Origin of the sequence: Billgrantia bachuensis, assembly GCF_011742165.1 — a bacterium.
GTDB lineage: Bacteria > Pseudomonadota > Gammaproteobacteria > Pseudomonadales > Halomonadaceae > Halomonas > Halomonas bachuensis.
On record NZ_JAAQTO010000046.1, the window covers coordinates 1 to 6,324 of the forward strand.

The 6,324-nt window shown below is 64.5% G+C and carries 5 protein-coding genes and 2 pseudogenes; 6 read left to right on the forward strand and 1 reads right to left on the reverse strand.

Annotated elements, in window-relative coordinates; translation table 11 throughout:
- From HBJ55_RS16280 to HBJ55_RS16300, 5 genes and pseudogenes are all read left to right on the forward strand, one after another.
- Nucleotides 1-333 (forward strand): annotated as a pseudogene (locus HBJ55_RS16280) (sodium-dependent transporter); the annotation flags it as partial.
- A 113-nt stretch (nucleotides 334-446) separates the two neighbouring features.
- Nucleotides 447-1,217 (forward strand): ABC transporter ATP-binding protein, encoded by a 771-nt coding sequence (locus HBJ55_RS16285; protein ID WP_167117298.1) that lies wholly within the window; start codon nucleotides 447-449, stop codon nucleotides 1,215-1,217.
- A 64-nt stretch (nucleotides 1,218-1,281) separates the two neighbouring features.
- Nucleotides 1,282-1,986, forward strand: coding sequence for an ABC transporter ATP-binding protein (locus HBJ55_RS16290; protein WP_167117303.1), 705 nt, complete (start codon nucleotides 1,282-1,284; stop codon nucleotides 1,984-1,986).
- 27 nt (nucleotides 1,987-2,013) lie between these two features.
- Nucleotides 2,014-3,021: an ABC transporter permease subunit gene (locus tag HBJ55_RS16295; protein ID WP_167117306.1), complete on the forward strand. Its 1,008-nt coding sequence runs from the start codon at nucleotides 2,014-2,016 to the stop codon at nucleotides 3,019-3,021.
- Nucleotides 3,021-4,334 (forward strand): branched-chain amino acid ABC transporter permease, encoded by a 1,314-nt coding sequence (locus HBJ55_RS16300; RefSeq protein WP_167117309.1) that lies wholly within the window; start codon nucleotides 3,021-3,023, stop codon nucleotides 4,332-4,334. Before HBJ55_RS16295 ends, HBJ55_RS16300 begins: the two co-directional genes overlap by 1 nt.
- Before the next feature lie 210 nt (nucleotides 4,335-4,544).
- On the opposite strand, the gene HBJ55_RS16305 is transcribed toward HBJ55_RS16300, so the two are convergent.
- The gene (locus HBJ55_RS16305) at nucleotides 4,545-5,750 is read right to left on the reverse strand and encodes an ABC transporter substrate-binding protein (protein WP_167117312.1); all 1,206 of its coding nucleotides are present in this window, start codon (nucleotides 5,748-5,750) and stop codon (nucleotides 4,545-4,547) included.
- Between the two features lie 331 nt (nucleotides 5,751-6,081).
- Between HBJ55_RS16305 and HBJ55_RS16310 the strand changes: the two are divergent.
- Nucleotides 6,082-6,324 (forward strand): annotated as a pseudogene (locus HBJ55_RS16310) (dienelactone hydrolase family protein); the annotation flags it as partial.

Below are 6,324 nucleotides of genomic sequence, written 5' to 3' on the forward strand. Positions count from 1 at the left end.
CTCTTCCACACCCTGTTCGGCCGTAGCGGCTTCGACTTCATCGAGCTGTTGACCAATATCTTCATGCCGCTGGGCGGCCTGCTTATCGCGCTGTTTGCCGGCTGGGCACTGACCCACTCCGAGGTGATGAAGGAGATGCGCACCAGCGAGACCTGGTTCCAGGTCTGGCGCTTCCTGGTGCGCTTCGTGGCGCCGGCGGCAGTGGCCTTCGTGTTCCTGCGCACCATCCCGCAGGTCGAGGGTTACCTGTTTCCAGCCATTGGCGCACTGGCCATCGTCGGCGCTTTCGCCATTGGCCGCACCCTCCTGGCCGGCAACCGCCAGGAACAGTAGAACAAAACCTGCCGCCGCCTTCGGGCGGCGGCTCGATATACGCCGCCCGGCCCCAACTGTGCGGCATTTTCCTAACAACGATTCCGGAAAGGAATAACTGTGCAGGAACCAACATGCCATCCATCATCGACGTCAGGCACGTTCACAAGGCCTTCGGTGGCCTGAAAGTCATCAACGACTGCTCGATCCAGGTCGAGAAAGGCTCGATCACCGGGCTGATCGGCCCCAACGGGGCCGGCAAGTCGACACTGTTCAACATCATGGCCGGCGCCCTGCCCCTCGACAGCGGCCAGGTCCTGCTCGATGGCGAGGACATCACCAACCGTCCCGCCAACGAGCTGTTCCACAAGGGCCTGCTGCGCACCTTCCAGATTGCCCATGAGTTCTCCCACATGACCGCGCTGGAGAACTTGATGATGGTGCCGCCCCGGCAGGCCGGGGAGAATCTCTTCGACGCCTGGCTCAAGCCGGGGCTGGTGCGCCGCGAAGAAGCCGCGGTCCGCCGCCGCGCGCTCGAGGTGGTCGACTTCATCGGCCTGCACCACGTGCGCAACGAACTGGCCGGCAACCTCTCCGGCGGGCAGAAGAAGCTGCTGGAACTCGGCCGCACCATGATGACCGATGCCCGCGTGGTACTGCTCGACGAGATCGCCGCCGGGGTCAACCGCACCCTGCTGGGCGACCTGGTGAGCAACATCGAACGGCTCAACCGCGAGATGGGCTACACCTTCCTGGTCATCGAACACGACATGGAGATGATCGCGCGTCTGTGCGACCCCGTGATCGTGCTGGCCCAGGGCAGCGTGATGGTCGAGGGCAGCATCGAGGAGATCCAGAACAATCCTCAGGTGATCGAAGCCTACTTCGGGTCCAATGCTGCCTGAGGGCAGCGGTCAGGCCCGCTGAGACCGACAAGAAGAACAGCAACGACAGCGCAGAGAATCCACGATGCCATTACTCGAAGCACGCGACGTGCACGGCGGCTACGGCGGCATGAACATCCTCAACGGGGTGAACATGTCGATCGAGGCCAACGAGGTCGGCGTGATCGTCGGCCCCAACGGGGCCGGCAAGTCGACCATACTCAAGGCCATCTTCGGCCTGCTCACCGTCAGCCAGGGCGAAATTCTGCTGCGCGGCGAGCCGATCCATAACCTGCCACCCAACAAGCTCGTGCAGAAGGGCATGGGCTTCGTGCCCCAGGAGAAGAACGTCTTCCCCAGCCTCACGGTGAAGGAGAACCTGGAGATGGGCGCCTTCCTCAAGCCGGGCAACGTCAAGCGCATGCTGGGGCAGGTCTACGACTTCTTTCCTCCGCTCTACGACAAGCGCCACCAGCCCGCCGGCGAGCTTTCCGGCGGCCAGCGGCAGATGGTCGCCATGGGCCGCGCGCTGATGGCCGAACCCGACGTGCTGCTGCTCGACGAGCCCACCGCCGGCCTGTCACCGCTCTACATGAACGAGATCTTCGAGCGCGTGAAGGAGATCAACGCCGCTGGCGTGGGCATCCTCATGGTCGAACAGAACGCCAAGCAGGCCCTGGCCATCGCCGACAAGGGCTTCGTGCTGGCTGCCGGCAAGAACCGCTTCACGGATACCGGCGCCGCCCTGCTCGCCGACCCGGAAGTGGCCAAGAGCTTCCTGGGCGGTTGAGCCCGGAGCCGTACTGGAGAGTGAGTCGTGAACGAACTGGTATTCTTCATCAACAACGTGATCGTCGCCGGCAGCGTGTCCGGCTCGATCTACGCCATCGGCGCCATCGGCGTGACGCTGGTTTTCAGCATCATGCGCTTCGCCCACTTCGCCCATGCCGACATGATGACCTTCGGCGCCTTCATGGTGCTGCTGCTGACCATGGCCTTCCCCGGCGTGGGCGGAGTGGTGGGGCTGCCCACGCCCGTGGTCATGCTGCCGCTGGCCATCGTGCTGACTGCCCTGCTTGCGGTGGGCATCGACAAGGCGTTCTACAAGCCGCTGCGCGCCCACGGCGTCAAGCCCATCGTCATGGTGATCGGCTCGCTGGGTGTGACCCTGATGCTGCAAGGGTTGATCCGCCTGTTCTCCGGCACCAGCGCGCAGAACCTGTACCTGGCCGGTGAGCGCAAGGAGATCTACCGCCTCGAGGTACCGTTCGAGCTGGCCACCCGGCCCATCACCATCACCGAACCGCAGATCATCCTGTTCATCCTGACCATCGTCAGTGTGGTGGGGCTGCACCTCTTCCTCAACCGTACGCGGCTGGGCAAGGCGATGCGCGCCATGTCCGACAACCCCGACCTGGCGCGCTCCTCGGGCATCAATACCAACCATATAGTAGCGGTGACCTGGGTGATCGCCGGCGGCCTGGCGGCCATCGCCGGCACCCTGCTGTCGCTCGACGTGACCTTCAAGCCCGACCTGAGCTTCTTCCTGCTGCTGCCGATCTTCGCCGCGGCCATCGTCGGCGGCGTGGGCCATCCCTACGGCGCCATCGCCGGCGGCTTCGTGGTCGGCTTCGCCGAGACACTGGCGGTGTTCAACTGGTCGGTGCTGCTGCGCCCGTTCCGCGACAGCCTGCCCGAATGGCTGGCCCAGGCCGGCAACCTCGCCTTCGTCGGCACCGAGTACAAGATCGTGGTGCCCTTCTTCATCCTGGTGGCGATCCTGGTGTGGCGCCCCACCGGCCTCTTCAAGGGAAAGGTGATCTGATGAGCACACAATCGACCGAACGCCGCGAAGATATCGTCGCCACGCCGTCGCGCTTCCCGTTGCGCGAAGTCATCCTGTTCGGCGCCCTGCTGGCGGCGGTTCTCGGTGTCTACGCCGTGATGGGAACCGCCTATAGCACGCGCATGCTGGTGGAAGCCGCCTGCTATGCCATCCTGGCCCTGGGCCTGACCATCCAGTGGGGCTATGCCGGTCAGTTCAATGCCGGCGTGATGGGCTTCGTCGCGCTGGGCAGCTTTGCCACCATGTTCTTCAGCGTGCCGGTCAACGACGCCTTCTGGGGGACCGAGCTGCCCGGCGAGCTGGGCCTGGCCCTGCTCTACGTGGCCGCCGCCATTCTGATCGTCTATGGCGCCACCAAGCTCGACCGCATCGGCGTGCCCAAGAAGCTGCGCACGCTGATCGCCATCGTGCTGGCCGTGGTGCTCTACCTGGTGGTGATCAGCATGCTGCGGGGCGTCACCGCCGAGATCGAGTCCCGCGCCGGCTTCATCGGCGGCCTGGGGCTGCCGGCCTGGAGCGGCTGGATCGTCGGCGGCGCGCTGGCCGGCGTCATCGGCTACTTCATCGGTCATATCTGCCTGGGGCTGCGCAGCGACTACCTGGCCATCGCCACTCTCGGCATCGCCGAGATCATCAAGGCCTTCCTCAAGAACTCCGACTGGCTGACCCGCGGCACCGCCACTGTCTCGCCGCTACCTTGGCCCACGCCCGGCCCCAGCGAACTGGGCTTCACCCTGGCTCGCGCGCTGTACCTGTCGGTCACGGCAGTGATGATCGCAGTGATCTTCTTCCTGCTGCACCGTGCCTATCACGCCCCCTGGGGGCGCATGATCCGCGCCATCCGCGACAACGAGATCTCCGCCGCGGCCATGGGCAAGGACATCAACCGCCGCCGCCTGGAAATCTTCGTGCTGGGCTGCATCCTGATGGGCATCGGCGGCGGTGCGCTGGCCTCGTTCAACAGCATCTTCGACCCCAACGGCTTCCTGCCGCTGAACCACACCTTCCTGGTGCTGGTGATGGTCATCCTGGGTGGGCCCGGCAACAACCTGGGCACCATCTTCGGCGCCGTGGCGGTCTATATCATCTGGCTGATGTCCGAGCCATTGGCGCTGTTCGTGATGCACGGGGCGGCCGCCATCGGTGAGGGCTGGTTCGGCTGGGAGCCACCAGGCAACCTCGACAGCCGCGCGCTGCAGGCCCGGGTGTTCGTGATCGGCCTGCTCATCACGCTGGTGCTGCGCTTCGCGCCGCAAGGGTTGTTGCCCGAGAAAGTGAAACACCACGGTTAGGCTTCACCGAAAACTGTCTGCGCTCGGCCATACGGCGTTAAAAATCAGCTCAAGGTACTCATTTACAACTGTAAACTCCGTCCTTTCGCTGATTTTTGCCTTGTCTGGCCTTCGCTCGACGACTTTTCGAAAGAAGCCCCATCAAAATGAAAGACCCCGGCGGGTCATTCCGCCGGGGCTTTTGCTTGCACTTGCTGCTTCAGGCTGGCGTTAGTCCTGAATCAGGCCCTTGCCGACGAAGTCGCCGCCCTCGACGGCCATCTCGAGCACCACGCCCGGTACGTCGCCGTTGTCGTCGAACTCGTGGCTGCCCGATGCGCCCTCGTAGTTGATCTCCTCGCCGGCCGCGATCAGCTCCAGAGCCTTCTCCCACTCGCCGGGCAGGACGACTTCACCCGGAGCGGAGGCAACGTTGCGCAGCGCTTCGGAAAGACCTTCGCGCTCGGCATTGCCGTTTTGCTCGATAGCCAGCGCCAGCAGGAAGGCGGCGTCGTAAGCCTGGGCAGCGAACACCGCGCTGGGATCAAAGCCGGCTTCCTCGGCAGCCTGGCCGAAGATCTCGGTACCCGGCAGTTCGGGGCTACCCGGGCGGGTCGCGATCATGCCTTCGAGGGCATCCGCCCCCACCGCGTCGACCAACGACGAGCCGACCATGCCGTCGGCGCCGGCGTATTGGGTGAAGGCGCCGCTCTCGTAGGCCTGGCGCAGGATGGTCTGGCCCGAGCCGTCGGCGTAGGCCAGCACCACCAGGGTCTGGGCGCCGCTGGAGGAGAGCGAACCGAGCTCGGAGCGGTAGTCGGCGCGGCCATCCTCGTGGGCCAGGTTCTCGGCTATCGTGCCGCCGCCCGCCTCGAAGGCTGCGGTGAAGGCGTCGTCCAGGCCCTGACCGTAGTCGTTGTTGACGTAGGTCACCGCTACCTCGTCGAAGCCCTTTTCGAGCATCAGCTTGGCCAGGATCTCGCCCTGATAGGCATCCGAGGGCACGGTACGGAACACCAGGTCGTTATCGTCCAGCTCGGTCACCGCCGGTGCGGTGGAAGCCGGTGAAACCATCACCACCCCACCGGGAACGGCGGCACTGTTGGCCGCGGCCACGGTCGCCCCGGTGCACAGCGCACCCACAATGGCCGTGACGTTCTCGGTGTTGACCATGCGGTCCGCCGCGTTGGAAGCCGCCGAAGCATCGCTACAGGTGGTGTCGGCATTGGGCATGACCAATTCCTGCCCGCCCAGGATGCCGCCTTGCTCGTTGATCTGCTTCACCGCCAGCCGCGCGCCTTCGAAGATCGGAGGGGTCAGACTCTCGATCGGGCCGGTGAAGCCGCCGATGAAACCGATCTTGACCTCCGCCTGCGCCGCGCCAGCGAATGCCACGCTGGAGGCAGCGATTGCCATCGCCAAAACGCTCTTCTTCATTTGTTCTTCTCACTCTCGTTAAGTACGTGTGGTTGCCTACGTCCGGTTTACTGCACCGGTTAACTGCATCCGGCTATCTACGCCTAATTGTTTTACGTCTGGTTACGAATCAAGGACACCCCTTAAATCTGGAAGGCCCGGAGGCAAAACACAAGCCCCCCATACCAACGTTTGACCCTTGCTGCACGGCGCCAACCCCTTATCAAAGATGGAGAACCCAACGCAGCAAACGTCTGGCGCGTTCAACGTTGCCGGCCATGCCCCGCCGCCCATCGCCTATACTCAAGTCCGCCACGGCTTCAACACTCGCCACACCACACAGGAGCTCCCTATGCGCCCTGCCCTCTTCTCCTTCACGCTGCTGGCAGCACTGGGCCTTGCCAATGGCGCCCACGCCTTTACCCCCGCCGGTAGCGACACCGTCTACGAGGTCGGCGACGAGGCCTTCGAAGGCTACTACAGCGCCGCCCAGGGTGAAGCCCGCGGCACGGTGGTGATCGTGCACGACTGGGATGGCCTGGGCGACTACGAACGCCAGCGCGCCGACATGCTGGCCGAACAGGGCTTCGATGCC

Bases quoted from the DNA above. Each gene is read 5' to 3' on its own strand.
- HBJ55_RS16285 (WP_167117298.1), top strand. From the start codon at position 447: ATGCCATCCATCATCGACGTCAGGCACGTTCACAAGGCCTTCGGTGGC.
- HBJ55_RS16290 (WP_167117303.1), top strand. From the start codon at position 1,282: ATGCCATTACTCGAAGCACGCGACGTGCACGGCGGCTACGGCGGCATG.
- HBJ55_RS16300 (WP_167117309.1), top strand. From the start codon at position 3,021: ATGAGCACACAATCGACCGAACGCCGCGAAGATATCGTCGCCACGCCG.
- HBJ55_RS16305 (WP_167117312.1), bottom strand. From the start codon at position 5,750: ATGAAGAAGAGCGTTTTGGCGATGGCAATCGCTGCCTCCAGCGTGGCA.